Annotated in this window: 18 protein-coding genes; 7 read left to right on the top strand and 11 right to left on the bottom strand. The window is 47.1% G+C overall.

Annotated features, from left to right (window positions below):
* The first annotated feature begins 277 nt into the window (after nucleotides 1-277).
* The 3 genes from Pan161_RS02570 to Pan161_RS02560 all read left to right on the top strand — a co-directional run bounded on the left by Pan161_RS02570 (nucleotide 278) and on the right by Pan161_RS02560 (nucleotide 4,873).
* Nucleotides 278-817 carry a peptide chain release factor family protein gene (locus Pan161_RS02570; RefSeq protein ID WP_145224038.1) on the top strand — a complete coding sequence of 180 codons (540 nt, stop codon included), beginning with the start codon at nucleotides 278-280 and terminating at the stop codon, nucleotides 815-817.
* A 167-nt stretch (nucleotides 818-984) separates the two neighbouring features.
* Complete coding sequence (locus tag Pan161_RS02565; protein WP_145224037.1) at nucleotides 985-2,397, top strand: DUF58 domain-containing protein; 1,413 nt, start codon at nucleotides 985-987, stop codon at nucleotides 2,395-2,397.
* Between the two features lie 139 nt (nucleotides 2,398-2,536).
* Entirely contained in the window at nucleotides 2,537-4,873 is a 2,337-nt protein-coding gene (locus Pan161_RS02560) for a transglutaminase TgpA family protein (protein WP_145224036.1), read from the top strand.
* Nucleotides 4,874-4,876: 3 nt separating this feature from the next.
* Here the strand turns inward: Pan161_RS02560 and Pan161_RS02555 are convergent, their stop codons facing one another.
* The 5 genes from Pan161_RS02555 to Pan161_RS02535 form a co-directional block, all read right to left on the bottom strand.
* A complete protein-coding gene (locus Pan161_RS02555) occupies nucleotides 4,877-5,986 on the bottom strand; it encodes an ABC transporter permease (protein WP_145224035.1) in 1,110 nt (369 codons plus the stop codon).
* Nucleotides 5,987-6,047: 61 nt separating this feature from the next.
* The gene (locus Pan161_RS02550) at nucleotides 6,048-7,034 is read right to left on the bottom strand and encodes an ABC transporter permease (protein ID WP_145224034.1); all 987 of its coding nucleotides are present in this window, start codon (nucleotides 7,032-7,034) and stop codon (nucleotides 6,048-6,050) included.
* 109 nt (nucleotides 7,035-7,143) lie between these two features.
* A complete protein-coding gene (locus tag Pan161_RS02545) occupies nucleotides 7,144-9,063 on the bottom strand; it encodes a peptide-binding protein (RefSeq protein ID WP_145224033.1) in 1,920 nt (639 codons plus the stop codon).
* Nucleotides 9,064-9,304: 241 nt separating this feature from the next.
* On the bottom strand, nucleotides 9,305-9,739 hold the full coding sequence (locus tag Pan161_RS02540) for a CAP domain-containing protein (protein ID WP_145224032.1): 435 nt from the start codon (nucleotides 9,737-9,739) through the stop codon (nucleotides 9,305-9,307).
* Nucleotides 9,740-9,912: 173 nt separating this feature from the next.
* Nucleotides 9,913-11,784, bottom strand: a complete 1,872-nt coding sequence (locus tag Pan161_RS02535) for an ABC transporter ATP-binding protein (RefSeq protein ID WP_145224031.1) — start codon at nucleotides 11,782-11,784, stop codon at nucleotides 9,913-9,915.
* A 134-nt stretch (nucleotides 11,785-11,918) separates the two neighbouring features.
* Here Pan161_RS02535 and Pan161_RS02530 point away from each other — a divergent pair, with 134 nt between their 5' ends.
* Nucleotides 11,919-12,896, top strand: a complete 978-nt coding sequence (locus tag Pan161_RS02530) for a glycoside hydrolase family protein (RefSeq protein ID WP_145224030.1) — start codon at nucleotides 11,919-11,921, stop codon at nucleotides 12,894-12,896.
* A gap of 22 nt (nucleotides 12,897-12,918) precedes the next feature.
* On the top strand, nucleotides 12,919-15,537 hold the full coding sequence (locus tag Pan161_RS02525) for a ComEC/Rec2 family competence protein (protein WP_145224029.1): 2,619 nt from the start codon (nucleotides 12,919-12,921) through the stop codon (nucleotides 15,535-15,537).
* 6 nt (nucleotides 15,538-15,543) lie between these two features.
* On the opposite strand, the gene Pan161_RS02520 is transcribed toward Pan161_RS02525, so the two are convergent.
* From Pan161_RS02520 to Pan161_RS02505, 4 genes are all read right to left on the bottom strand, one after another.
* The gene (locus tag Pan161_RS02520; RefSeq protein WP_145224028.1) at nucleotides 15,544-16,494 is read right to left on the bottom strand and encodes a tetratricopeptide repeat protein; all 951 of its coding nucleotides are present in this window, start codon (nucleotides 16,492-16,494) and stop codon (nucleotides 15,544-15,546) included.
* Between the two features lie 102 nt (nucleotides 16,495-16,596).
* Nucleotides 16,597-16,824, bottom strand: a complete 228-nt coding sequence (locus Pan161_RS02515) for a winged helix-turn-helix domain-containing protein (RefSeq protein WP_145224027.1) — start codon at nucleotides 16,822-16,824, stop codon at nucleotides 16,597-16,599.
* Between the two features lie 200 nt (nucleotides 16,825-17,024).
* Nucleotides 17,025-17,483 carry a hypothetical protein gene (locus tag Pan161_RS02510; protein ID WP_145224026.1) on the bottom strand — a complete coding sequence of 153 codons (459 nt, stop codon included), beginning with the start codon at nucleotides 17,481-17,483 and terminating at the stop codon, nucleotides 17,025-17,027.
* 322 nt (nucleotides 17,484-17,805) lie between these two features.
* Complete coding sequence (locus tag Pan161_RS02505) at nucleotides 17,806-20,328, bottom strand: excinuclease ABC subunit UvrA (RefSeq protein ID WP_197995663.1); 2,523 nt, start codon at nucleotides 20,326-20,328, stop codon at nucleotides 17,806-17,808.
* A 171-nt stretch (nucleotides 20,329-20,499) separates the two neighbouring features.
* Here Pan161_RS02505 and Pan161_RS02500 point away from each other — a divergent pair, with 171 nt between their 5' ends.
* Nucleotides 20,500-21,120 carry a DOMON domain-containing protein gene (locus Pan161_RS02500; RefSeq protein ID WP_145224024.1) on the top strand — a complete coding sequence of 207 codons (621 nt, stop codon included), beginning with the start codon at nucleotides 20,500-20,502 and terminating at the stop codon, nucleotides 21,118-21,120.
* Between the two features lie 60 nt (nucleotides 21,121-21,180).
* On the opposite strand, the gene Pan161_RS02495 is transcribed toward Pan161_RS02500, so the two are convergent.
* Entirely contained in the window at nucleotides 21,181-21,459 is a 279-nt protein-coding gene (locus tag Pan161_RS02495; protein ID WP_145224023.1) for a hypothetical protein, read from the bottom strand.
* A 463-nt stretch (nucleotides 21,460-21,922) separates the two neighbouring features.
* Here Pan161_RS02495 and leuB point away from each other — a divergent pair, with 463 nt between their 5' ends.
* Complete coding sequence (gene leuB, locus Pan161_RS02490) at nucleotides 21,923-22,996, top strand: 3-isopropylmalate dehydrogenase (RefSeq protein ID WP_390620739.1); 1,074 nt, start codon at nucleotides 21,923-21,925, stop codon at nucleotides 22,994-22,996.
* Between the two features lie 80 nt (nucleotides 22,997-23,076).
* Here the strand turns inward: leuB and Pan161_RS02485 are convergent, their stop codons facing one another.
* Nucleotides 23,077-23,976, bottom strand: coding sequence for a hydroxypyruvate isomerase family protein (locus tag Pan161_RS02485; RefSeq protein WP_145224021.1), 900 nt, complete (start codon nucleotides 23,974-23,976; stop codon nucleotides 23,077-23,079).
* Nucleotides 23,977-24,009 lie beyond the last annotated feature (33 nt).

Raw genomic sequence — 24,009 nt, 5'->3', positions numbered from 1 at the left:
ACTGTACCTGAGCACAGAGAACACGGTTCCCGTATTCCAATCAGACAGGCCTGAGATTTGAAATAATATATACCTGAATACAGGCTGGCGAAATCAATGTGATGCAGCCTATAATAACAGGTCACTCGTGCATCATAATCCTTGACTGCTGATCTGTGAAGTACGCTGAAACAACTCCCGCTTTCTTTTATAAACTAAAAACTACCTGTTAAATTCGAATGGCCGTCGAAACTTCAGTTCGACGTGGTTTCGAAGCGAATTCAAGTGAGTGTGACCTATGATGGCAGCAATTGACTCGGACCGTGAACTTTCTGGCAAGACGCATCCCGCATGTTGTAATCTCGAATTACTATTGAAAGATTGTCAGATTGAGCATGTCAGGAGATCCGGTCCCGGCGGCCAGCATCGAAATAAAGTCGAAACCGGAGTTGTCATCAAACATATCCCCACCAATATTCGGGGAGAAGCTTCTGAACGACGACAGCAGGGACGAAACCGGTCTATTGCCCTGTTTCGCTTGCGTGTGAATCTGGCTCTGGGATATCGCATCTCAGAAATCTCGGAATCTCCTTCATTGCTCTGGCAGCGCAGAATCATGAATGGAACACTGAAAGTAAATTCAGAGCATGATGAGTTTCCGGCACTGCTTGCCGAAGCTCTGGATACAATATTTTACTATCAATTTGATATAAAGGCTGCGAGTCAGTTTCTGAGTTGCTCTTCGTCCCAGTTAATCAAGTTTTTGAAAAAAGAACCTCGCGCATTCTCAACGATAAATCAACGTCGGCTTGAAGCAGGATTGCATCCCCTGAAATAACGTCTTCAATCGATCTCGACAGGTATCAACGCATTCGTAACCTTCTTGATCTCTCCTGTTTTCAGCGTAGATCTTTCTTCGGTTGCTGCTAGAATAAATGAATCAAGAGGGTGTTCCTTCTTGAGGAATGAACAGTCTTCCAGGGTATTCGGTAGTATTGACCATACATGAAAAATAACCTGTTCGAGTTCTGGCACAAAAGAAAAGAGTGGCGCCCCTGGCTGATCTTAATGCTGGTGGGAATCTTCATCTTTACTTATAGCTTTCAGTTTCCACTGACTCTGAAAGAAATTCATCACAATCTCCCTTTGATCCTGAGGTTTGCCAGCGCCGGATTATTCTTGTGGGGTGTCTCAAACATATTGCTTATCATTTTCCCTGATTTAGAACGCTTTCAGGTAAAACGGATCGGGAGAAATCGAGTTTCACTCCCCCGCGATGGCGTTGTCTATCTTTTGATGATGACTGTTCTGTTTATCGGGTCGGTTCTGTCTCGGGAAAATATGCTGATGCTGGTTTTTGCGATGATGACTGGCCCTTTTGTGTTGAATGGCTGGATTACATACAGCATGCTCAAGAACATCCAGTTGAAACGGATTATTCCTCAACGGGTGATGGTCGGAGAGACTTTCACTGCTGAGATTCTGATGGAGAATAAGAAACGGGTCATCGCAGCCTACCTGATGGAGGTCAACGACACGTTTAAAAACAGTAATGAAGACCTGGAAGCCTCTGTCGTATTTCGAAGAGTCGGACCTCGGCAGCAACTCTCTGCGCATTACTATGTCAAACTGATGCATCGGGGGATTTATCAGTTCGGGCCACTTCACGTTTCGACTCGTTATCCACTGGGTCTGGTTAAACGAGGGGCTATCTTTCACGAACAAAATGAAATCATAGTACACCCACAGATTGGACGTTTAAGTTCAAACTGGGCAGAAGATTTTTTTTCGATTGCAGAGATGGCTCAACAGAATCGCAGCCGTCGTGGTGTATTTGATGACGAATTTAATCATATTCGCGAGTATCGTACCGGAGACAGTCAACGCGCAATCCACTGGCGGAGTTCTGCGCGACAGGGAGAGTTGATGGTTCAGGAATATCATCAGAACCGAAACTATGATCTGGTGATTGGTCTGGACCTGTGGCTGCCGGGCAATTCCGTGCTGCACCAGCGGGAACGTGTAGAGTGGGCCATTTCTTTTGTTGGAACGCTGTGTCGAGAACACCTCAAGAACAGCCGGGATACGAAATTAACACTCGTTTCACAGGCAGCAACTCTGGAAGTATTAGAAGTGGGCATTGGCTCACAGGGGCTGGAGTATCTGCTGGACTTTCTGGCAACTCTGAATGCTGGCAAAACCTCAGCATTAGGTGAATTTGTGAAAATTGTCTCCGAAACAGCCTCACCACGCACACGCACAGTTCTTGTGACAACCCGGCAGGAAAACGATTCTTCGAATCGATTCAGTTTCAGTTCGCTGCTGGGGTCCCGGGGAAAAGAGATCTCAGGTTCCTGTAAAACGATTGAGGCCGATCCGAAAATTCTCAGCCGCTGGCTGGTGCTGGAAACAAACTGATGAAAACTACTGGAGTGTCATTTTTAAAATTGGGTTGATAGATATCGCGAGAGTGCGACAACGGAGCACGTAAACAACACCCCCCAACCCTCAATTCGTAGCTTGACAAAGCACTACTTTATTAATGAGAGCGTGACAGGTGAATTTAACCCTCACTTTTCAGATCAGTATCTACCTGCTCGTGGTTTTATCCAGCATCATGTTCATGATGGCTGAGGGGGGAGTGATTCCACAAATCGTGACGATTCCTCTCGGGCTCATCACTCTGTTTTTTACGGACCGCTGGAATAAATTCAGTCTCAGTCCTCTCTGGGCAAATATTCTGGGGCTGCTCGCGTTTTTGGTTGTCTGTGCTGAATTCTCTTCTACTATTGAAGGCCGATTACTCTCCGGAGCGCATTTCCTGGTTTACCTGACCTGGATCATTCTTCTGCAGAAAAAAGGGGACACACAGTATTGGTGGTTGTGCACGCTCGGTTTTCTGCAGATTGCAGTAGGAGCTGTGCTGACCGAATCAGTTTACTATGGTTTATTACTGGTGATTTACCTGTACCTGTCAATCTGGACGCTTTCAGTCTTCTCGCTACATCGGACACGAAATTCCTTCCTGCAGTATGATTCGTCTTCTCCTTTTCCCAAATCCTCAACTGTCGGGCAAAGCCCCGGGTACTCTTTATCTAATCAGAAGAGTTGTGTCCGCGGTGGCATACAGTCTGATCTCTCCAGGCAATGGTTGTCCGTAGAATATTTGGGCGCCTGTTTTGGATATTTTATCAGTGCCTTGCTGATTTCCATGTGTTTCTTTTTATTGATTCCTCGTTTATGGGTGAATCGCTCATTCTTTGAAAATGAAGCGTTGGCCGCGAGTGATAAACCGCTGGTCGGATTTGCAGAAAAAGTACAGCTGGGAGAAATGGGGGAAATTCTGGAAAGTTCGGAACGCGTACTTCAACTCTCCATTTATGACAACCAAACTGATGAACCCGTGCCAGTCTCAGATTTCGTAGCGCGATTCGGCACGGATGAACCGCTGTTTCGCGGGGCAGTGCTTTCGGGTTACGAGAACGGGAGCTGGAGTAAAATACGACGACGGTCGCGCTGGAGACTCTATAACTCGGAAGAAATTGAAAAAGACCTTAAGATCAAGCAGCTATATCGACAGGAGTTGGTACTGGATTCGATCGGGACCGAGGTTCTGTTCATCATGCAGCCTTTTGTCGGTATGGATATGATGAGCAGGACCGAATACAGTATCAACCTGGAAACATTGGAAATTCGCCAGGCACAACCTCCGGAGGCGGACGGCGAAACCAGGTATAATGTCTTTACCGCGAAAGAACAGTCAGAAAATGTCGTAATGGATGAGTTAGATAATGAAGCACATTATCTGAAATTACCAGAGGATGATTTGAAACGACTGATTTCATTTACGAAGAAGTTGATCGCTGATAACCCCCAGCTTAAGACCAATCTTGAAAAAGCCAGGTTCATTGAATCTTATCTGCGTGATTCCGGGGATTTCAGTTACACGTTGAATATGTCAATTCAAGATCCTGATATTGATCCCGTTGAAGATTTTCTGTTCAACCGTAAATCCGGGCATTGCGAATATTATGCGACTGCTTTGGCTTTAATGTTACGGTCGATCGAGATTCCCACACGCGTAATCAGCGGTTTCAAAGGTGGCGAACAGGGATATTTATCCAATCAGTTTGAAGTACAGCAGCGATATGCCCATTCGTGGGTTGAAGCATTTCTGGATGACCGCTGGCAGACGTTGGATGCTACACCCAGTCTGCAGCGAGCAGAAAGCGTTGCCCAGAATGCAACATCCCTCGGCAGCTGGAAAGGGATCTCCAATACGCTGACCAATTTCTGGTCCGATTATGTCATTGGTGTCTCATTCCAACGCCAGAAGTCAGCCTTCTACGACCCGATGTTGAGAGCCGGTAAAAGATTAGGGAATCGACTGTATGATTTACGTGCAACGGTCGTTAGTTTACTCAAGTCGATTAAGGCCTTTCTTTCCTCCCCACGTCGCTGGTTCAGCTGGGAAGGAGGCGCTGCTGTTTTTATCATTGCAGGACTGATCTTTGGGTTCAAATGGCTGTTTGGTGTATTGATCAGATTGCTCAGAAAACTGCTACACAGGCAGGGAGAGCAGACTCGACAACTACGAGCAGGAAATGTGGCATTCTACGAAAAATTTCAGGATTTACTGGCAAACCGTGGCCTGGTGCGTAATCCTGTTGAAACGCAGAAAGAATTCACAACTCATGTTAAAAGCGATTTGAGATCCGAGCTGTCGCAGGCACATCTGGATGAAACTCCCGATCTGTTCACACAATTATTTTATCAGGTCCGCTATGGTGGTCACCCGCTGAATCCGGAGCAGTCAGAAGAACTGCGGCAGAAGCTGGCAGAACTGGAGATTGCTTTGACCCAGGGTGAACGGACAGAAGATCAGAAAGTGTGAAGCTCAGGCATCACGCAGGCGCGGATCTGATGCTTCCTGCAGGCCTTCGCCGATCAGGTTATAGGCCAGGACCGCCAGGAAGATCGCCATCCCGGGGAAGAAAATCAGCCACCACATCTGCAGGTTCTGACGTCCCAGGTTCAGCAGGGTCCCCCAACTGGGATTGGGAGGTGGTGCGCCAAAACCCAGAAAGCTGAGTCCGCTTTCAATCAGGATCGCAGCCGCAATCCCAAACGTGATCGGCACGAGAACGGGAGCCAGAGAGTTCGGGAGAATATAACGGAAGATAATGCGAAATTGACCAACTCCTGTTGTCTTCGCAGCGAGCACAAAGTCACTCTCACGAAGTCTCATAAATTCCGCCCGCGCCAGTCGCGCGATCCCGGTCCAGCCGGTCAGCCCGATAATCGCCATCATATGCCAGATTGTAGGCGATTCGATAATAGCTATGATGGCAAGAATCAAAATCAGAGTGGGAATACACATCACCACTTCAATCACTCGACTGAGCCCCATATCGATCCACTTGCCATAGAAGCCGGCTAAGGCGCCGATCAGAATTCCAATCACTCCCGCAATTCCCATCGAAACAAAACCCACCAGCAGCGCAATCGTAGTACCGTGCACCATCTGTGCAAAAACATCGACACCTCTCTGATCTGTGCCAAACCAGTTGCGCAGGCTGGGCGCTCCATTATCCTGTGTCGGATTTCCCGGCTGCCCTTTCCACTCATCATCGTAGACGCGGCGGTAAGGATCCTGATACACCAGAGGCCAGATCGCCCAGCTGTCCGGATCTTTCTGTTTCAGATTTTCCGGATAGCGGTTACGAAAGCGATCTTTGTAAAAAATGGGATTCTCCCACTGTCTCCGGAAGTATCCCAGCGCTGGAAAATAGATATGACCTTTGTATTTACAGATGATCGGTTTTGTCCCGGCAATCGCAGGGGCAAAAATTGCGACAAAACAGAGGAAACCGATATAGATCAATGCCATCATTGCCATTTTACGTCCCTTGAAACGCTGCCACGTTTCGACCCAGAAACTGGGGGACTTTTTAACGGGTTTCAGCCCTGCTGAAATTGCGGTCTTGTTTTCTGATTGTTCTTGCATAGTAACTTAATGATTCAAAAAATGATCTGCAATAAACACGAGGATTCCATACCAGGTGATTTCAGTGATCTGAAATCTTAACCCGGGGGTCTGCTAATGCATAAAAGATGTCAGCCAGCAGTTGGCCCGCCAGCGTCAGGATCGAAAACATCAATGTCAAACCCATGATAGTCGGATAGTCTCGTTCCAGAATCGACTCGAAGTATAACTGCCCCATGCCAGGCCAGCTGAAAATTCGCTCAATAATCACGGAACCGCCCAGTAGCGAAGGCAGAGTTAATCCAATTAACGTGACCAGGGGGATAAACGTATTACGAAAGGCATGCTTTACCAGCACGTTAATCGGTCCCAGGCCTTTGGCACGAGCGGTGCGGATGTAATCCTGCCGCAGTACTTCGTGCATGTTCGCTCGGATGAAACGGCTGTAATACGCAAGACTGCCATACGTGTAACAGATGACCGGCATCAGGGCATGCTGGAAAATATCCCAGACCTGCTGACTGCTGCTCAGCGAAGAATAGTTATCGCTCTTCATGCCATACAGGGGGAGCCAGCCCAGCTTGTTGGCAAAATAGATTTGTAGAAACAACGCGGCGACAAAGCTGGGAAACGAATAGAGCATATACAGGATCGTTCCCATCGTACGCTCATCCAGTTTTCCCTGGCGTGCTGAGGAATACAGACCAAAGGGAATCGCCAGCAGATAGGTCAGAAACAGGGATGTAATGGATAAAATCAGCGTCGGCCCAATGCGTTCATGAATCAGCCTGGTGACAGGCTGCTTCCGGGAAATAGAACGTCCCAGATCCAGTCGGCAGACATTCCCCACCCAGAGTACATAGGCTTCAGGCCAGGGTTTATCCAGACCATAAGCTTTTCGCATACGTTCGATATCAGCAGGGTTCAGTTCTTTTCCCGGGTCGATCATCGCCATGTTGACAGAGATCGGAGATCCCGGCATGTTTCTGATCAGGCCGAAAATAATGAAGGTGATCAACAACAGGGTAATTAACCCGATGAATAGCCTTCGCACGAGATAGCTGAACATGCTTTGCAATCAATCCGTAATGAGTAACAGCATATTTCCAGAGACCTGTCAGGCATTTCTATATGAGAATAGAAATGCCTGCAGATCAGTTTGGTGAGCCAGTAGCAGACTAGTTTTCAACAGGTTTCCAGAGACTGGAGAAGCCCGGACCGTACCCATAAGGGCCGCGCGGGCTGAATACATAGCCTCTCAGATCTTTGTTGAAGCCATAGAAGGAATTACGGAAGTAGAGCCAGGTATAAGGCTGGTCCTCGTACAGCAGCTCATGGATTTTGCCGTAGATCTTTGCTCTTTTTTCGACGTCAAATTCACGGCGACCTTCTTCGAAAAGCTTGTCCACCTCGGGGTTGGAGTAATTGACATAATTGCGAGCCGCTTCCGTCTTCCAGAGATTGATCGAAGTGTCCGGATCCGTACCTGTTCCCCAGCCTCCGAACATGGCCTGAAACTGATGATTTCGTGCCTTCTCCTGCATGACGGTGAATTCAGTTGGTTTCACTTCACAGATAACCCCGATCTGGGCAAGATTCTCTTTCAGTAACGTACAGATCGAGAGCGATAAGGGCTGACTGGATGTCATGACACTGAAGCGGAACGGAATGACTTTACCATCAAACTCTTTGTCACGGATTCCATCACCATCGTGGTCAATCCAGCCGGCTTCATCCAGCAGTTTCTCTGCTTTTGCCAGATTCTGGTTATATGGTTTACTCATGGGATCAGGAGCCATCCAGGCCGTTTCATGATAAATGCCGGTACAAGGCTGATAGAGCCCATAACACAGTTCATCCAGCATTTCTTTATGATTGAAGGCGTAAGACATGGCCTGCCTCACCTCTTTGTCCTTGAAGAACAATGTCTCACAGTTCCAGCCAAAATAGAAGTAGACCCATTCCAGACCGTTTGCTTTGGTACAGGTTTTGTAAAAATCATCATCCTCTGTCTGTGTTTTCCACAATTCGGGATTGAGCGCCATCTCATCAATTTTACCATTCTTCAAGGCAAGTAATGCGGTATTGGGATCTTCAATAATTCGTAGACGAACCCGTTCAAAGTACGGACGTGTGCGAACCTGCTTCCCGTCCTGCATGTACCAGCTTTCACGGCGTTTCAGCAGAATTTCCTGTCCACGTTCTCGTTTCTCAATTTCGTATGGTCCACCCGTAACAGGTTCGTTTTCAAACTTCACATGGTAGGGGCTGTCCTGCAATGTCGGATCTGATTTGAGTTCTTTTTCATAGATATGCTTGGGGATAATCGGAAAGTTCAGATTCCAGACGTTCGTTGGCAGAGACTCTTTGTGGAAGAAGACCAGAGTCTGGTCATCGTAGGCTTCAATCCAGCGAATCTGGTCTGTTCCTGAACGTACCGCAGGAACCGGTACCTCCGGGTTCATGATCGTCTTGAATGTAAATACGATATCATGAGCGGTAATGGGAACTCCGTCTGACCAGGTCAGGTCATCCCGCAGAACCACTTTGTCGTAAAGTTTGTCTTTACTGGACTGCCAGGAAACCACGGTGTCTGAAACAGCAAATGGCTTGAAGTTCCAATCAAAACTGAACAGGCCAAAACCAGTGAGAGAAGAGACTTCAAATTCGACTGCTGAGCTACCCATAATCGGGTTGGTACTTTTCAAGTCGGCACCAACGTGTCGGTTGATGGTCGCTCCCCAGTCTACTTCTTCATCGTTTTTGGGTAATCGTCCCAGAGCACTCAGGATCTTTTCGTTGATTTCCTGATTCGTATTTTTCAGCTTGAGAGCCTCGTCCACACTCACCAGAGGTTTTTCCTGGCTCTGTCGTTCCCGCAGAAGTTCCAGACTGTCCAGCACGGGTTGTTCTTCCCATTCCACCTGCGCATCTAAATCAGCAAGTTTGGGAGCGTCGAAGGGCTCCAGTAGAACTTCTTTTGTTTCTGAGTCAGCTTCATCCTCTGCTTCATCAGAAGCGGGACCAGGGCAGCCTGCCAGGGTGATCATCAGAAAGAGGGACAAGAATAATAGATTGAAGCGGGGATATTGATGCATGGATATTCCTTCAATTACTCCATTGAAAAGTCGGAAAAATCACGGGAGGTCTATATGGGGTTTTTGATCCAGAACCATAGTGTGAGACGCTGTAGCTAGATTGTGGCAGACTCATCCCAATAGAACAAGGCTGATTCTGGTTTAAAGGTAAGTTACATTTAGACTTACCGTCAACCAAAATCAGCCTTGTTTTTTTAAATCTGTGCCGACTGCTCTTGAATCGGCTCATTTTCAAGTGTGCTTATTTAAATACACCGACCCAGTAATAGTTGCCATTCAAAACCATGTATCCAAATCCCGCCTGACTACCAGTCAACATGATAGAGTGATGAGCAGGGGATGCTATCCAGCCATTTACTGCTGCGGCGGCTGAAGTGGGGCCTTGAAAAATAATTTCCGGCCAGGGCAAATTGCTGTGCTGGTAGTAGCCAGTCTGAGCCATCCAGTTGGCATGCTCCTGAGCCTCTAGACACATCTTCGTGTTTAATGTCAAGGCTGGCATTCCATTGCGTGCGCGTTCTGCGTTATGCAGTTTCAGCAGCTTCTGAATGGTTGGGTGTTTCACTAACCAGTCGTGCTCACCTTCCTTCTTTTCTTCTTCTGAAAAAACAGGCTGGATCAACAGCAGACAAAACAGACCTGTTAAAACGACTTTCCATGATGATTTTATAGTCATTACCACTTTCCTAATCTTTCCGTAAATAGGATGTTAAAATGTTTCACCAGCATAAACTTTGCCGGTTCCGTAGACTGCAGGGCAAGATTAGCAATGGCAATTCCTGTGGTCTACTGTACGGAAAGCAGAAATAGGAGACCTCCATTCATATAGACAAATCTACATATTTTTTCTTATTTGTGCATTGTTGTCTGTTCTTTCCTATGTGCAACTCGAGCCTTGATTTGTGACAAATCATCAACAGGGACAGATTCAATTAATTTGCGAGTGTAATCTTGTTGCGGGTTCTGGTAGATGGCTTCGGACGGACCGAGTTCCACCAGTTTTCCGGCATTCATCACCGCCATCATATCGGACATGAATTTCACAACACTCAAATCATGACTGATAAAAATGTAAGTCAGGTTGTGTTGTTCCTGCAGATCTTTGAGCAGGTTCAATACTTGTGCCTGCACGGAAACGTCGAGTGCAGAAACCGATTCATCACAGATAATAAATTCTGGTTCGACAGCCAACGCACGGGCAATCGAAATCCTTTGACGTTGTCCCCCGGAAAATTCATGCGGATAACGATCCAGATAGTCAACGGGCAGACCAACTTCTTCCAGTAAAGAGGCTGCTCGATCGCGCCGGTCTGACTTCGATTTTCCCAGCCGATGCGCAATCATCGATTCGGTAATGATCGTCGAGACCATCATGCGCGGATTCAAAGAACTGTAGGGATCCTGGAAAATGATCTGCACTTTTCGCCGAAATGGTTTTCTTTCGGAGCGTGTCATATGTGCAAGATCGTTTCCTTCCAGCAGGATTCTCCCCCCCGTTACGGGAGCCAGCCCGACAATCGCCTTACCGGTTGTTGTTTTTCCGCACCCGGATTCACCCACCAGTCCGATCGTCTGTCCGCGGTAAATATTCAAAGAGATACCATCGACGGCTTTCACATGGTCTACAGTTCTTTTGATAATTCCACTCTTGATCGGGTAGTAGACCTGAAGCTCATCCAGCCTGAGGATCGGTCTCTCCCCTGCTTCGATAAATCGAGATTCCGGAAGATTTTTGACATCGTCCCAGCGGTAACCCAATGATTCCAGTTCCGATCGCGGATGCAGGATCCGTGGTCGACCGTGCGCTGTGCTGTCCTTGAATTTTGCTTCATTAAATTCCTTTTCCTGGATCAGATACTCTCCAGGCTCCGTTTCTTCAAAGTCCATAAAATCAGAGACGGTTGGTAATCGTTTAAACGTGGAATCCAGCGAAGGCCGACAAGCTAACAGACCTTTCGTATAGGGGTGCTCCGGATTCTCAAAGATCTCGACGACCGGTTTATATTCCACCAGTTTACCACGGAACATGACGGCCACGTCGTCGGCAATCTCTGCAATGACACCTAAATCATGAGTAATAAACAGTACAGACATGCCCCGCTCATCACGTAGTTTGCGGATCAGGTTCAGGATCTGTGCCTGAATGGTCACATCCAGTGCCGTCGTTGGTTCGTCCGCAATTAATAATTCGGGGTTACAACTCAATGCCATTGCAATCATCACGCGTTGTTTCTGACCTCCTGACATTTCGTGGGGATAACTTGAGAATCGTCTTTCCGGATCAAGAATGCCCACCTCGTGAAACAGGTCGATCGTTCGCTTTTTCGCTTCCTCAGTCGTCACTTTCTGATGCAGCATAATTGCCTCCATCACCTGCTTCCCGACGCGAAATACCGGATTCAGGGAGGTTCCTGGTTCCTGAAAGATCATGCTGATTTCACGACCGCGGATATTGCGCATTTCCGGGTCAGACAACTTCACGAGATCTTTGCCAAGGAATGAGATTGAGCCAGCATCGATTTTTGCAGCGGCATCGGGCAGCAGTTTCATAATAGAAAGCGAGGTCACGGATTTGCCGGACCCCGATTCACCCACCAGTCCCAGGGTTTTCCCTTTTTCAAGGGTGACGCTTAAATCCTCTACCGCTTTTACCACTCCCCGGCTGGTGTGGAAGTACGTTTTCAATCCCTGAATATCGAGTAAAGCTGTTGTCTCTGGCATGGTAAATCCTTTTGGTTCTGATTTCAAAATGACCTGTCTCGCAGGTGCACTCAGAATTCATCTCTGACACTTTGAATTTCGGAAAGTGATCTGCGTATAATAACGAAACTTCAATGAGATGGCAGTGGAAACACATGAAACCTGATGATTGTTATAAAATGAACGGACCCACGGTGAAATTCTACATACGTTTTAATACTTCCCGTTTACTGGTACTGACAATATTTCTCTACGGGATCTCTTCGACGCTTGTTGCTGAAGAAATCCGTTTCCCGGATGAATTAACCAAATTCCGTCCCTATACATCCAACCCGATCTTTGAGGCACAGGGGCCCGGTCACTGGGATGTGAAAATCCGAGAGCGTGGCTGGATTCTGAAAGAAGAAGATTTCTATCACCTGTGGTTTACCGGCTATGATGGAACCCGCCAAGGAATAAAAAAACTGGGATATGCCTGGTCCTGTGATGGGATTCACTGGACGCGATCCCCCTGTAATCCCATCTACCAGCAGCATTGGGTAGAAGACATGATGGTAATCAAACAGGGAAATACCTATCACATGTTTGCCGAAGGCAAGAATGATATCGCCCAGCATCTGACTTCCACTGATGCGGTAAACTGGACCCGCGTTGGTGCACTGGATGTTCGCATGTCGGACGGGAAACCCATTGCCGCCGGCCCCTATGGAACGCCTGTCGTCTGGTATGAAAAAGGAACCTGGTATCTGTTTTATGAAAGACGGGATGCAGGGATCTGGCTGGCGACTTCACCGGATATGAAAGTCTGGACGAATATAAACAACGACCAGCCAGTTATGCTGCCCGGCCCTGAATCTTATGATCAAAAAATGATTGCCATGAATCAGCTGATCAAATACCAGGGAACTTATTACATGGTATTTCACGGCACTGCAGCCGTCCAAAAACCATCATTATGGACCACAAATATTGCTGCTTCCCAAAATATGATTGACTGGGTTAAATATTCAGGAAACCCGTTGACCAGACCCGAAGTCAATCAGTCGAGCGGTTTATTGATTCCAGATGGGAATCGATTTCGTTTTTATACGATGCACAATCAGGTTGATTTAAATCTGCCCGTAGTCCCCTGAATTCGATGGGGTTCCTGTTTTGATGAACGAATCCCCTAAACAGATTGAAAAGAGAGCGAATCCAGGAGATCATATTCTGCATCATCCTCAGCGGTCTCCTGCCTTGAGTGTGCTTATTTGCTTTGCTGCGGGGATCCTGTTGGATGCCTGGTTGAACCTGGATCTTTCTGTCTGGATCCTGTTTGCTGGAACTGCCTTAGTCTGCTGGCTACTGACGTATTGGGCCCACTGGAGAAAACTTGCCACTCTCATGTTACTGGTCGTGGTCGTCTCACTGGGAGCCTTGCGGTATCACGAATTCTGGCATTCTCGCTCTCCGGAGCACGTCACTCGCCTGCTCCCTTCTGCGAGTCAGCAGCAGGTTCCCAAATGTATTGTCAGACTGGTCGGTAATATTTCTTCCAAACCAGATATTCGCGATTTAAAAGAAGACGAATTGTTGAATCCGGAACAGCCTCAACGAAGGATTCAGTTTACGCTTGCCTGTCGGAATCTTCTGGTCAAAGATTCCAAGATTCCCATTTCGGGTAAAGTACGTGTTTTCATTACAGAAAATCGAAAACCATCCGAACCGGGGCTCGTAAGCCAGCTCGCAGCTGGGGATTTGATTAATATTTGTGGTGAGCTGAGGCATTGCGCGAAACCCGATAACCCTGAAGATTATGATTTTTCGATCTATTTTCGCAAACAGAAAATTGATGCCATTCTCTCTGTCAAAATCCCTGAAGCGATAGCACTGATCCAGAAATCGAACGACTATTCCTGGAACCGGCTTCGGGCGTCAGTTCATGACTGGTTCAAAACACGCATCGTTGCGCATACGTCAGAGACTTCTCAGCCAGTCGCTCTGGCACTCCTGCTGGGTGAACGTGCGGAATTGAGCCCCAAAGTGCGTCAGGAATTCAGCAAGTCCGGATTGATCCATTTTTTAGCGATCTCCGGGTTACATATAGGTTTTTTCAGCATCATCGTCTGGAGTAGCTGCCATATCTTGAATCTGCCGCGCACAGTAACAGTGACTTTTTTGATTCTGGCGATTCTGTTTTACCTGTCGATCATCGAGATCCGTCCGCCGATCTTAAGAGCTGCTTCATTTTGTGTGCTTGTTACGCTGGGGCTGGTCAGTTGGCGCACGATTACCACCTTGAATCTGGTTTGTCTGTCGGCGCTGATTATTCTACTGATTAATCCAACAGACCTGTTTGATGTAGGAACCCAGCTATCGTTTCTAGCCGTGGCGTCTATTCTCTGGACAGTAAACCAGGACTTTTATAAAAACCTGTATCAGCAGACCTGGCTTCCGTTACGCTGGCGTCTGAAAGCCGGCGATCCGCTTTTACAGACACCTTTACAACGGTTTGGTCTTCAGTATTTTCGGATGCTTTACAGTATTTTTCTGGTTACATTCTTCATCTGGATCACAACAGCTCCTCTGGTTCTCTATCACTTTCACCTGCTGGCTCCAGTCGGGCTTGTCGTGAATACTCTGATCTTCCCCTTTCTGTTTCTGATACTCCTGTTGGGGTATCTGTTGATGTTTGTCGGTTCGTTGCTTCCGTTTACCGCTGGGTTTTTGGGCTATTGTTTTGACCAGAGTCTGCAGTTGCTGCTTTGGATAGTAGAGTGGACATCAAATTTGCCTTGGTCCCATTTCGAGTTACCGGCTCCCGCCCTCTGGTGGATACTGATGTATTATACCCTGCTGCTATTATCCGTTTTAACGGTTTTCTGGAAGCATCATTGGTTCTCCAGCATCTCTGTCAAAAAAATAAGGCTGTTGCTACTGCCTGTCTGGATCGTGACGGGCCTGTTGGTGCCCCTGTTGAACATACGGGAACCTTCCCTGCGATGTACCTTTATTGCCGTCAATCATGGAGTCTCTATTTTGATTGAAGCTCCCGGTGGAGAGACGATTCTCTACGACGCGGGGTCAATGTCGCCTGTGGAACAAACCTACTCGAAAATTAAGAACACATTACTATCACGTGGGATTCGCAGGGTTGATTATCTACTGATTTCACACGCCGATCGCGATCATTTTAATTCGGCAGCAGAACTGGTTACAAATGGATATGTGCGTGAGCTTGCCTTTCCGCAATCGTTTCTGATGCGGTCGCAGCGGGGTACAATCGAATTGTGTGATACAGCATTGGAGTTTCAAGTGCCCATACAACTTATCGGAAAAGGCGACCACTTTACCTTGGGAGAAAAAACGACCATCGAGGTTCTGCATCCCGACTCTGGAGATCGATATGAGGACGACAATCCATCCAGCCTGACTTTGCGCATCAGTTATGGAGGGCGTCAGATTCTTCTCACGGGAGATTTAGAAGGAGCGGGACTCAAAAAACTGTTAAGTGAACCAATAACTGACAAAGTGGATGTGCTGCTGTCACCTCACCACGGCAGTCGAACTGCAAATACGCGTGATCTGAGCGAATGGGCGAATCCTGCACATGTGATTGTCAGTGGAGGCAAGAAGCAGACGATTCCTGATTTGAAAAAGACTTTTCCGGAAAGCACACAGATTTATTCCACGCAACAGCATGGAGCAATTGTCTGTGAGGTGGACAAAGCAGGCAACTTGACGGTAAATCCATTCAGGGTGGTTGGTAACAGTTACGAATTGACTGAACGGTAGTATAATTTAATCTACGTCGCTGGAATTGATTAATGCTTCATGAGAACGCAACTCGAGCATGCGATGTTTTAACAGCTTTCTCATGTCATTCAGTGATTTCACTTTTTTCTGAAATGTCGAATAAGCTTCATCCAGTTCAGAGTAGTGTTTTTCACCCTGCGAGATACAACGATTCAGATTGAGTAGACCGGGATTCACACTTTTCTTTAAATTATCAACGATGGTGTGTGTGATTTCAGTAACATCATCACACAGTTGATGAATTTTTCGGCGGTCACTCTCACGTTCTTCAACACTGAGATCGCGAGTAGAAACGGTAGTGCCTTTTTTTTGTAGTGTCGATTCATCTACCAGGCGACCAAAAGGACTCAGTTTCTCTTTCTCTTTCATTAATTCATCGTCCAGGATATTCATGGCATTTCTAGCTTTCTTGAAACCGGGCGAGATTTCCAGCGCCCGCGAAAAGCTGGAATGCGCTTGTGTATGATTTTTCATTTCCAGATAAACATTTCCCAGATTGAAATGGGCATCGACCATTTCATCGTCAAATACGATCGCCTGTTTATAAGCGGTGACCGCCATGCTTAACTGGTTGAGCCCTTTGTGAGCAATTCCCATGTTGTAGAATGCATCCGTTGATCTCTTGTTTTTCTGAACCGCTTTTCTTAAGACATTCAATGCCTGTTTGTATTCGCCCATACGGTTATAGATTGCTCCCATATTAATATAAGGGGAAGCATCTGCCGGAGCCAGGCGGGTCAGTTCTTCAAAATGGTGGATGGCATCAGGATACCGTTTTAACTGAAAAAAAGCGGTAGCAATCGCGACATGTGCCTTCTTTTCAACAGGTTTGATACTGATGATCCTCTGATAAATCTCGATGGCTTTTTCGATTTCACGAGATTTCTGAAGTAGACGTGCCTGTTGATACAGTTCATTTATTTTTGAGTCACTCAACGATGTGACCTCCGCAGGGCAGATGGCGGAAAAATGACACCCCGCTCTGCCACAAAATGTGCCCTGTATTTTGCAGTCAGATGAGCATGAGTATTCGTTTATTTACTCTTTCACTAATGAGATCAGTTTACTGCGTGATCCCTGATGAAATTCAATTTTCCCTTCTCGGCCCAGCCACCCGACAGCCTGCATGACCAGATCACGGGGCGCTTCAATTTCACGTGACAGTTTACTGAGTGTCACCGGTTCGTGTTCACTTAAATATTGCCAGACGACCCCTGCAACAACACCGATGCTCTCAACCTGATGTGATTCAATTTCCGCTGACATCAAAATGCTCCTGAACGATAAACCTGCAGTTTTCGGTAACGGTACGGTTGCGGCTTCCACTGCTATCACGCTGCATCGGCGTCACGCCGTTGAACGCCAGTTAGCAACGGTCTCGTTTGACTATTATAAATATAAAACCGGTCGACTTTGGTAAGCAATCATTGATTGTCCGAGATATTGTTCATTCGCAGGAATTAAACTTAAACTATATCCAGATATCCGTCAAATTCATTATCAAAAATATCCAGGCTCAGAGAAATCGCTTCCAGATCTTTTAGAGTGTCCTGCAGATCCTGGTCCGTTCCCTGATACAGGATAAATGCTGTAAACAGGCTGGTTTTCAAGGCCCGCAGGAAGGCACTGTTGATTAATTCAGAGCAGACAAACTCGATATCGTAACCCGAACATTCCTTGCCAGCCAAACGGACTTTGGCATCATACACATCCAGATCATCATATTCTTCCTGAAAAACTTCCAGCGACTTTTTCAGTAGTTCCTCAGCAGGTATATCAACCAGAAACAGAGAAATCATCCAGAACGAAGAGTCAGTGCCTGAGACACTGATTTGAATTTCTCCATTCTTTTCGTTTACTTCTTTTGTCAGTTCCCAGTCATCAGGATACTCAAACGAAATGCCGTACTCATTAAATAATTTCATTATTCTTGCAGCTTAACTTTCTCTAAGGTAACCAGGGGAGTTGACGGATAGTCAGTGCGCGATTGATCAGCCTGTGATTGGACTAGACTGTGTCCAGTTTTACTGTAACGTCTCCAGGGCCATTTGGACCGAGTATAATAGATTGTGAGACGCTATGGTTAAATGTGATGCGCTCTAGGACCCGTTTTACTGTAGCGTCGTCACGGCCATTTGAGATGAGTAAATTAGATTGAGAGACGCGATTCTTAAATGCAGTTCGCTCTATTATAATTAAAATGAGTGGGTTCTGCAGGAGTTACTTTTGATAGACTTCTAAAAAAACTCAATCGTGTACATCATCCTCAAGCAACTCGTACAGTAGTCTTCCCGTCGCACCCTGGCGGTTGGCAGCGATTTCTGCGGGGGGACCTTCATCGATGATGGCCCCTCCGGCATTACCAGCTTCAGGTCCAAGGTCAATAATCCAGTCAGCCTTACACATGACCTGGGGGTGATGTTCTATTACCAGTACCGAATTCCCAGCATCAATCAACTTGTTTAATGTCTGCTGTAAGCAATCGATATCATGTGAATGTAAACCTCGGGTTGGTTCATCCAGAACGAACAGCGCCATCCCGTTGAATGGGGAGATCAATTCTGAAGCCAACCTGATCCGCTGTGCTTCTCCCCCGGAAAGCAGATTTGCCGGCTGCCCCAACGCCAGATATCCCAGACCAAGATCCAGCATGACCTGCAGAACATTCCGGATTCGGGGAATCGACTCAAAAAACTCCCATGCTTGCGAAATGGACATGTCCAGAACATCACTGACTGTTTTGCCACGATATCTGACTGATAAAGTTCGCTGGTTAAATCGTTTTGAATGGCATTTTTCACACGGAAGAAATACGGGAGGTAGAAACTTCAGATCGATTCGTTTCACACCAGTGCCACGGCATTCTCCACACCGGCCTTCAGAGGAATTAAAACTGAATCGTCGTGCCGTATAGCCTCGCAGTCGTGCTGTTTTAGTCTTCGAAAACAGTTTTCGTACTTCGTCCCAGATCCCACAATAAGTCGCGGGATTGGAACGCCCGTTTTTCCCCAGGGCAGTTTGGTCAATGATTTTAATCTGCTGCAGATGTTCAACCCCCTGTAATGAATCATAATGCAAACCAGGATTCGGACGCCGGTACAACTCTGATTTGATGGCAGGGACCAGTGTTTCGATGATCAAAGAACTTTTTCCTGAACCACTGACTCCAGTCACACAGACAAGCTGTTGAAGCGGAACCATGAGTGTGACTGTCTTCAGGTTATTTGTTCGTGCTCCTGTGAGTTGCAGGAACTGATCATTACTCGCGTTGCTACGATCCGTTTCCGATCTGTGTTGGGCGCGTGCCGTTAAACCTCGAACGGTAAGCGATTCCTGATGCTGAATAAATTCTTCATAGTCTCCGGAGAAGACCAGTTCTCCCCCTTCCATACCGGCCCGGGGACCAATATCAATCAGATAATCTCCAGCTCGCATGACATCGTGATCATGTTCGACAACGATGATCGTATTCCCAGCCTGCTTCAGACGCTGTAATATTGTCAGCAGTTTCTGAGTTTCATTGGCGTGTAAACCCGACGTGGGTTCGTCCAGTATATAGCAGGCTCCCGTTGTTCCTGCACCAAGGCAGGCAGCCAGTCTGGCACGCTGTAATTCACCACCAGACAACGTTTTAGATGGACGTGACAGTTGAATGTAGCCCAGTCCGATCTCAGTCAGATAGTCCAGCCTTTTTCGGATGGATGGCACGATTTGATCTGCAATGACGTGATCCTGGTGGCTCAATCCCTGATTAGCCACTGATTCCCACTGATCAAGCCAGTCGATTATTTCAGGCGCTGTTAACCGCAAAACCTGGTCAATGGAATGCTGATTCAGCAGAATAGAACGTCCATACTGAGTGATGCGCGCTCCCTGGCATTCGGGACAAATCTGATCTGCATCGGAATCGGATTGTTCAATCACCCCCAGTCCATCACAGGCTGCGCAGGCGCCGTAGGAACTGTTAAAGCTGAACGTGAGTGGCTCAGGATCAGGAAAACTGAGATTGCATTGACCGCAGGCCAGACGGGTGCTCACATACCGGTCTGACCAGCCTTCCTCTGTCTGCTGACTGACCAGGCAGGTGCCCCCCCCCTGTTTTAAAGCCAGGTCCACCGATTCCTTCAGGCGTGACTGGATTCCCTCTTTGACAATGATTCGGTCGATTACAATTTCGATATCATGCGGAACATTCTCCGGGAATTCGTGAGGTTGTGTGATATCAATGACTGCTCCATCAAGTCTGGCTCTGACAAACCCCTCTTTAGCAATCTGATCGAACAGAGTAGCATGATTTCCCTTTTTGGCTGAGACAACCGGAGCCAGTATCATCACTTTTTTACGGTCTTCGAGTGCCAGCACCAGATCGACGATTTGCTCCGGAGTCTGTTGATGCAGTTCCTGCCCGCAATTCACACAGTGAACGATTCCCAGTTTTGCATAGAGTAGTCGAAAATAGTCATACAATTCAGTCAGTGTTGCCAATGTGCTGCGCTTTGACTGTACTCTTTGTGTTTGATCAAAGCAGATCGTGGGAGGCAAGCCCAGAATCTGGTCAACAGCAACGGGCTGAGCCTGGCTAAACAATTGCCTGGTACCTGGTGACAGGTTTTCCAGAAAACGTCGTTGGCCTTCCTGGTGAATGGTATCAAACACCAGGCTGCTCTTCCCGCTCCCACTGACTCCTGTCACAATTGATATTTGATTATGCGGCAGGTTTACGTCGATGTTTTTCAGATTATGGCAGCGTGCACCCCGGATTCGAATCATCTGCTCATTCTGATATCGCATAGGGAGCCTTAAGGAGAGAACGTGATTCAGCTGTTGAAAAACGGGTGAAGTAGATGGGTCGGGAATAGAATCTCAGAAACCAGACTGCTATGATTCTACACAGTAAGGACATTTTTAAAAGATCACGTCAATCAGAGAGTCAGTTTCACTATGTCAATTATTCCCTGTTCTTTTTTGTTTCGGCATTCTATTGCTCTGCCGCATATACAGGAAATCCCTCGCAAGCGGGGACGATTATTGAACCTCCCTGATTCGGCACTGATTCCTGATTTGACATTTGAAAAATCAAAAAAATGGGGAGGACTCAAAGTCGCCTGGAATACAGAGGGGCTGGCAATCAGCTTGCAGGTAACTCAGAAACAGCATCCCGTCACACCTGCAGAATCGCTTGAGGTCTGGATTGATACCCGTGATACCAAAACCATCCACCGGGCCAGCCGCTATTGTCATTCCTTCGAATTTCAACCAGTTGGTCCTTCAGCAAAACCGATCTGCCAGCAACAACCGATTCACCGTGCGCAGGAAGATGCTCCCACAGCAGATTTGAAAAAAGTCAGACTCTGGTCAAAAACCACTAAAACTGGCTACGAACTGGATGTCTGGCTACCAGCCTCTGAACTCTATGGTTTTGATCCGGCTTCTTATCCACAGACAGGTTTTTACTATAAAATCACAGACTCAGAACTGGGAGAGCAGTTCATGATTGTGGATCATGAGTTCCCTTTCGCCCAGGATCCCAGTCTCTGGGCAACGCTGCGGTTTGATCAATAAAAAACCGTGATGAACGACAGGCGCTCATCACGGTTATTGGTTCTGCATTAATCTCTGGTTTTATGATCGTTTTTTGGGTAATGCAGCTGCATAGAGCATTGTGACGGCACCCATTGACATAAGACTGAAAGCAGCCCAGTCAGGTGGATTTAATACTTCCTGCTGCTCTTCATTCAGAGATGTCATTCCCAGGAAACCGCGAAACTCAGGTTCGCGTACTGGTTCCGGTTCTTCTTCCACGGCTACTTTGTGGGTGAGAACCATCTTGTCGACAAATAAAAATGAAGTACCAGTCAGTAAGACGAATAAACCGGTAGCAAAAAATGAAGAGCGAAACATGCGATGTCCCTGTCCTGTCGCTTACATCGATTTCTATTTCGCTTGCTCCTCCTGAGCGTAAGCCCTTGTCTTGAAGTATCTTCCTGAATTCATTTCAGGGCTGTGAATGCGAATCGACGACGAATTTGATTGTTTGGCCCGCTATGACAAGACACAAAGTCCATAGCGGGATCTAATCTCTCTTATCGGTACGAAGAGCGATATTCTTGATTTTACAGGTAGAATTAACTGCTTTTCATTGATTTCTTGTGTACGGTTATAACGGTCGTAAGAATCGGCCAGGCGTCCTGTACAAACTTATCAATACTGATTGATTTCGTTATGTGAGGGGCTCGCAGGTCGACTCGACAAAATTCATGACGAGGCCGGCTGGAGTTTTGGATATACAGTCGCTAAATTAGTTTTTTCGTAAAGGAAATCACCTGAATCATCACGTTGAAAAAGAACAAATGAGGAAATGACTGTGGAAGCTCGGATTACACTATTGCCCGGCGATGGAATTGGTCCCGAAATCGTAGAACAGGCCAAACGGGTTCTCGACACAATCGCACAAAAATATGATCATCAGTTTGAAACTCCTTCCTGTCCGATGGGAGGTAATGCCATTGATGAATTTGGAGACCCGCTTCCTGCAGAAACTCTGGAAACCTGCAAAGCATCCGATGCAATTCTGCTGGGGGCAGTCGGAGGCCCGAAATGGGATGATCCTTCTGCCAAGACTCGTCCCGAAGCAGGCCTGCTGAAAATTCGTAAAGAGCTGGGACTGTTTGCTAATTTGCGCCCCATCAAGCCTTACAGTGAACTTCTTGATGCTTCGCCTTTAAAGCGGGAAATTATCGAAGGTACTGATATCCTGTTCTTCCGTGAATTGACTGGTGGTATTTATTTCGGCGAATCAGGCAGAATGGAGCATCCTGATGGTGAAAAAGCTTTCAGCGTCATGACCTACACCACCAAAGAGATTGCCCGCATTGTTCGGCTGGCAGCGGAAGCTGCTCGCAATCGTGGTGGTAAGCTGACCTCTGTGGATAAAGCCAATGTACTGGAAGTTTCTCGACTCTGGCGACAGGTCGCCGCAGATGTGGTCAAAAATGAATTTCCGGATCTCGAATATGATGTCGTACTCGTCGATGCGATGGCGATGCACTTGATCTCCCGCCCTTCAGACTTCGATGTGGTTGTCACAGGAAACATGTTTGGTGATATCCTGACCGATGAAGGTTCGATGCTTCCGGGATCGCTGGGATTGCTGCCCTCTGCTTCATTAGGATCTGATGGGCCAGGACTCTATGAACCAATTCATGGTTCTGCACCAGATATTGCAGGCAAAGGAATTGCCAACCCGCTGGCTACCATTCTGGCAACAGCCATGCTGTTCAGGCATTCCTTGAATCTGGAAACAGAAGCGACTGCAATCGAAGAGGCTGTCGCCCGGGTTGTGGCAGCCGGACATCGCACCGCCGACATCGCTGCGGGCGGAAAAAGCATTTCCACGACAGAAATGGGTGACTGTGTTATTCAGGAACTCTCTGCCTGAATATCACTCTGAATTAAGCTAAAAAAGCGGCGGAGAATCAATCAGTTCTCCGCCGCTTTCGTTTTATAGCCGAATCCAGTTTATACATCACACAGTATGACTGCCTGCTGTAAACCCTCGTAAGGATCACGGGTGGGAATAAATTCCTGTCCGACAAAGCCTTGGTAGCCGATCTCCTGTAATGCCTGCATGATGGGCGGGTAGTTGATTTCCTGCTTTTGGTCCAGTTCTCCTCGCCCTGGATTCCCTGCAGTGTGAACGTGTCCAATATAATCTTTGTGCTCACGGATCCGTCGAATCACGTCTCCATCCATAATCTGTACATGATAGATATCAAACAGGAGCTTCATCCGATCAGAGCCCACCTGCTTGATGATATCAATACAGTAGTCTGTATGGTCTCCCTGATAACCGGGATGCCCTTTCATCGGGTGGCTGGCATCACGGGAATTGAGCATTTCCAGACAGAGATTCACATTGTTTTTCTCAGCATAGCCAATGATTTTTTTGAAACCGGCGACACAGTTCTTCGCCCCGGTCTCATCATCAATGCCATCACGCATGCCTGTGAACGTGATGACATTTTTGACGCCTCCGGCGGCACACTCATCGATCCGTTTGCGCAGAATCTCAATGCATTCATCCCAGTTCTGCGGGTTATTAAAACCGGCTTTAAAACCATGACTGGAAGCGATGGCACAGGTTAAGCCATACTTTTTCAGTGTGTCCCAGTTCTCCGCAGGAGTCAGCTCTACACTTTTGATTCCCAACTGACTGGCAATTTGCGCCGTTTTTTCGATATCCCAGTACTTTTTGAAACACCAGTGCACGACTGACTGATTGATATTCCCCTTCAGTAACTGAGGTGCAACCGGTTGTTTTTCACCAGCTGTTGTCTGCTGTAAGTCCAGCCCGAGTGCGGAAGCAGCTAAAATACTGGATGACTGTAAAAGCCTTCTTCGACTTAGTTTAGATTCCATTACAACTCCATTTCTCTGTGAAATGTCAATGCC

Source organism: Gimesia algae (genome assembly GCF_007746795.1).
Taxonomy (GTDB): Bacteria; Planctomycetota; Planctomycetia; order Planctomycetales; family Planctomycetaceae; genus Gimesia; species Gimesia algae.
The sequence above is the reverse complement of the archived record's forward strand: the minus strand, read 5'-3'. Positions and strand labels throughout refer to the sequence as shown.

What these genes read in the sequence shown, in the direction of transcription:
- Pan161_RS02510 (WP_145224026.1), bottom strand. Translation starts at nt 17,483, where the DNA reads ATGAAATTATTTAATGAGTACGGCATTTCGTTTGAGTATCCTGATGAC.
- Pan161_RS02565 (WP_145224037.1), top strand. Translation starts at nt 985, where the DNA reads ATGAAAAATAACCTGTTCGAGTTCTGGCACAAAAGAAAAGAGTGGCGC.
- Pan161_RS02500 (WP_145224024.1), top strand. Translation starts at nt 20,500, where the DNA reads ATGTCAATTATTCCCTGTTCTTTTTTGTTTCGGCATTCTATTGCTCTG.
- Pan161_RS02555 (WP_145224035.1), bottom strand. Translation starts at nt 5,986, where the DNA reads ATGCAAGAACAATCAGAAAACAAGACCGCAATTTCAGCAGGGCTGAAA.
- Pan161_RS02505 (WP_197995663.1), bottom strand. Translation starts at nt 20,328, where the DNA reads ATGATTCGAATCCGGGGTGCACGCTGCCATAATCTGAAAAACATCGAC.
- Pan161_RS02495 (WP_145224023.1), bottom strand. Translation starts at nt 21,459, where the DNA reads ATGTTTCGCTCTTCATTTTTTGCTACCGGTTTATTCGTCTTACTGACT.
- Pan161_RS02535 (WP_145224031.1), bottom strand. Translation starts at nt 11,784, where the DNA reads ATGCCAGAGACAACAGCTTTACTCGATATTCAGGGATTGAAAACGTAC.
- Pan161_RS02550 (WP_145224034.1), bottom strand. Translation starts at nt 7,034, where the DNA reads ATGTTCAGCTATCTCGTGCGAAGGCTATTCATCGGGTTAATTACCCTG.
- Pan161_RS02570 (WP_145224038.1), top strand. Translation starts at nt 278, where the DNA reads ATGATGGCAGCAATTGACTCGGACCGTGAACTTTCTGGCAAGACGCAT.
- Pan161_RS02530 (WP_145224030.1), top strand. Translation starts at nt 11,919, where the DNA reads ATGAAACCTGATGATTGTTATAAAATGAACGGACCCACGGTGAAATTC.
- Pan161_RS02485 (WP_145224021.1), bottom strand. Translation starts at nt 23,976, where the DNA reads ATGGAATCTAAACTAAGTCGAAGAAGGCTTTTACAGTCATCCAGTATT.
- Pan161_RS02525 (WP_145224029.1), top strand. Translation starts at nt 12,919, where the DNA reads ATGAACGAATCCCCTAAACAGATTGAAAAGAGAGCGAATCCAGGAGAT.
- Pan161_RS02545 (WP_145224033.1), bottom strand. Translation starts at nt 9,063, where the DNA reads ATGCATCAATATCCCCGCTTCAATCTATTATTCTTGTCCCTCTTTCTG.
- Pan161_RS02515 (WP_145224027.1), bottom strand. Translation starts at nt 16,824, where the DNA reads ATGTCAGCGGAAATTGAATCACATCAGGTTGAGAGCATCGGTGTTGTT.
- Pan161_RS02540 (WP_145224032.1), bottom strand. Translation starts at nt 9,739, where the DNA reads ATGACTATAAAATCATCATGGAAAGTCGTTTTAACAGGTCTGTTTTGT.